Source organism: Pseudomonas sp. (assembly GCF_050739935.1).
In the GTDB taxonomy this organism is placed as follows: Bacteria; Pseudomonadota; Gammaproteobacteria; order Pseudomonadales; family Pseudomonadaceae; genus Aquipseudomonas.
In genome coordinates, this window is the sequence record NZ_JBOICF010000044.1 from 1 (window position 1) to 2,908 (window position 2,908).

Consider the following 2,908-nt stretch of genomic DNA (forward strand, 5'->3'; position numbering starts at 1 on the left):
TCCAGACAAGGGCCGCCCAGCCACGCTTTTACAATTCCGCCGGGCGCCATACCCAGGGTGATCATCATGCGATAGTCGTCCACCCACTCCTTCGAGCCTCGACAGAAAACCCGTTCCGGCTTCACCATCTCATCGCGCACCCACTGCGGAATTCGAACGTTGATCCAATAGGCTTGAGGCTCCACCAACGATTGCCAGCGCACGACGATTTCCAGCGGCAGATCGACATTGTTGACCGGCATTATTTTTCCACCGCCGTTATGCCAGCCCTCAGGCTTACGGGTGTACCCGGCGACGCCGCCGTGAACGTTATAAAAAGCGATCTTGCGTTGGTCGAGCACGTCCACGCGCTCGACCCAGACTTCCATATGCCGAGGCGCTGCCAACCCGACGTACCAACTGTCGTAAGGAAGCCTGGGGCGCGGTGGGCGGTTTGAATCGCTGGCGCAGGCTACGAGGCTCAACAAGAGGCCAAGCAAGATCGGGCGCTTCATTGCGGATACCCCTTTTGTGGGCGGTTGGGGTAGACGTTGCGTCGCTCGTGCCTTGCCGGTTTGTGAACCATGGCCCCAAGCACAGGCGACCAATGGGCCGAGCAGTGGATATAGCGCGCCCGCAACAGCGCTTCCTGCTCCGGATCCAGTTTGATGTCATCATTGGTTTCGATCTGTTCCCGGATGGAAGCGGCAATTGGCTGTAACTCCTGCGGTAGGCGAAGTTCTGGACGTCCTTCAAGGCTTTTGAACGGCACGCCGTGCCGCACCCCAAGCTCACGCATCACTCGCAGCGCAATCAGCGCCAGTTCACCTCGAACCTTGCGTTCCAGCACGACCGTTGCCCAATAGGCTTGTGCACTCGTATCGTCTCTGCCGCGGGGAGGCTGCATCGTGGCCCAGGCCCGGGCTTGCAGATCACAGTCCGTGCCGTATCGACCGCTGGCCCGGATTTCTCGCGCCAGGGTCTGCATCGTCTGCCAGGTCGGATGAGTCTCCAGCGTCTGGCGGGGTCCAAGCACGATCCGCCGCGGCTCTACGACCCAGAGACGCTCCGTGGCGCTGGGCCGGTAGCCGCCCCCTACATCGGAGTGCACGCCGGGCAGGCCGATCTGGCGGTGTCCGGCCAGGACGCTGTTGAGGGCGAAATTTTCCCGCAGTTCGTCGCGGGCATGCAGTTGCACCACCTGCCGCGCACAGCCTGGCGGCAGGTAAAGGTTCACCCCGGGGTTGTGCTCGTTAGCCGCGCTGTAATCACCCCTTGTCGGATCTAGGATGGCGGCCACGGTGTCGAACAGGCCGATGAGATTGAGGCAGACATCAGCATTTGGGTCGAAGGTATCCAGCAGACCGAAACGACCAGGTTGCAGAAGGTCACGGAAGATTCCACGCTGTGGTTTCAGAAACTCATTGGCGCAGTGTCGGGCGGCTGCGCCGCCACGGCTGAAACCGAAGATGTCGATTTCAATACGTCTAACCGCTGTGTCGGGGTTCGTTGAAGCAAAATCCCGCAGTTGTTCCTCGATTAGGCTTTGCGCTTGCTTGACCCTGGCTACAACACCTGTCGTACCTGTTCCAGACGCTTGGCTAATCCACGAATCCTCGCCGCCGCCTGTGGTGCCAATGCCTTCCAGATAGACAGGTACGAATCCGATTACGGAGTCCGCGGGTAAGCCGTTGGTGGCATGATCCGGATACAACCGATACAGATGGGCCACATTACTCATCGCGTTCGCAAAGCTACTGTCTTTCACCTGCTCGAACAGCTCACCATTGAACTGATCGTAGCCATACGCCTTGCAGGTCTGGATCAGGCTTTGCAGCTCCGCCTCGCCGTACCGGCTCAGGTCGTCGCGTTGGCAGCGCGCAGCCACCGACGAGTTGGCGAGGTTGTTGCCGGTGCCGTCGAAGAACAGGCCCAGGCGCAGGGTGATGCCTTCGGCGAGTTCTTCTTCCTCTTCCTCTTCCTCCAACGTGTCAGGCAGCGCTGGATCGTCGTGGCGCACCGTTTCCGGAAATTCGATGTCCATCTTCGCTGGCAGCGCTGTATGCGCCGGCATGGTCCTGCCTGCCTTGTCGGTAACACCCGCGAAGATTTCGCCCTGTGGCGTGGTCATGCGGTAGCGTGCGAATGGCGCCGCCCCCTGCCCGTCACTCAGGTCATATCCGGCCGAGTAACCGGTCGGCAGAGGTGTTTTGGGCGTGTCGAGCGTGGTTGCGCCGGATTTCTGGACATGCGCGGCCTTGAGGTAAATATTGCCCGGCGCGCCCAGTTCAATGTCCCCGCCCTTGAGGCGTATGTAGGCACCGCCGCAACTCAATACGAGTTCTTCAGCGGCGGATATCTCCACTCGACCGGCCACGCTTTCGACCTTGAGGTCAGCGCTGGCCAAGGCGTGGAGTTTGCCGTTGTGAGCGTGCAGTTCGACGTCGCCCTGAGCGGCCTTCAGCTGCATGCCTGCTTTTTGAGCACACAGGCTGATGGTTTCTTCGGCGGTGGCGGTGATATGGGTCCCGGCGTTGAGGTCGATCTGATGGGCTGCCATCAGGCCGACGCTTTCCCTGCCGGACGATACGCAGACAGTTTCCGGGCTGACCACGCCGATGCCCGCCGGGGCATGCAACAGCAAACCGGGTTGAGCCAGCCCATTCAGCGCCTCGTTCAGGCGAGACTGGCTGTCGGTGTCGCCCGGCGTGCACTGAGCGCTGCGCGCCGCCTGGGCCATGGAGCGGGCCAGCGATAACGCGCTTTCCAACTGCTCAATGGCTTGGTTCATGTCCATCTGAAAGCCAGTGGCCCCGGCCTGCTCATCGGCACTGATGAATACGCCTCTACCCCCCCGAATCGCCCCCCACCCATCCGTGCGCAGCTCGAACCCTTCCCCGCGCTTCTGCTTCTGCGCATCCACCAGATG

At 61.2% G+C, this 2,908-nt stretch carries 2 protein-coding genes; both read right to left on the reverse strand.

Annotated elements, in window-relative coordinates; genetic code table 11:
- On the reverse strand, positions 1 to 368 hold a 368-nt coding region (locus ACRER8_RS07820), incomplete at its 3' end, for a DUF2931 family protein (RefSeq protein ID WP_431745769.1).
- A 122-nt stretch (positions 369 to 490) separates the two neighbouring features.
- A partial coding sequence (locus ACRER8_RS07825) for a DUF2345 domain-containing protein (protein WP_431745770.1) occupies positions 491 to 2,908 on the reverse strand: 2,418 nt, incomplete at its 5' end.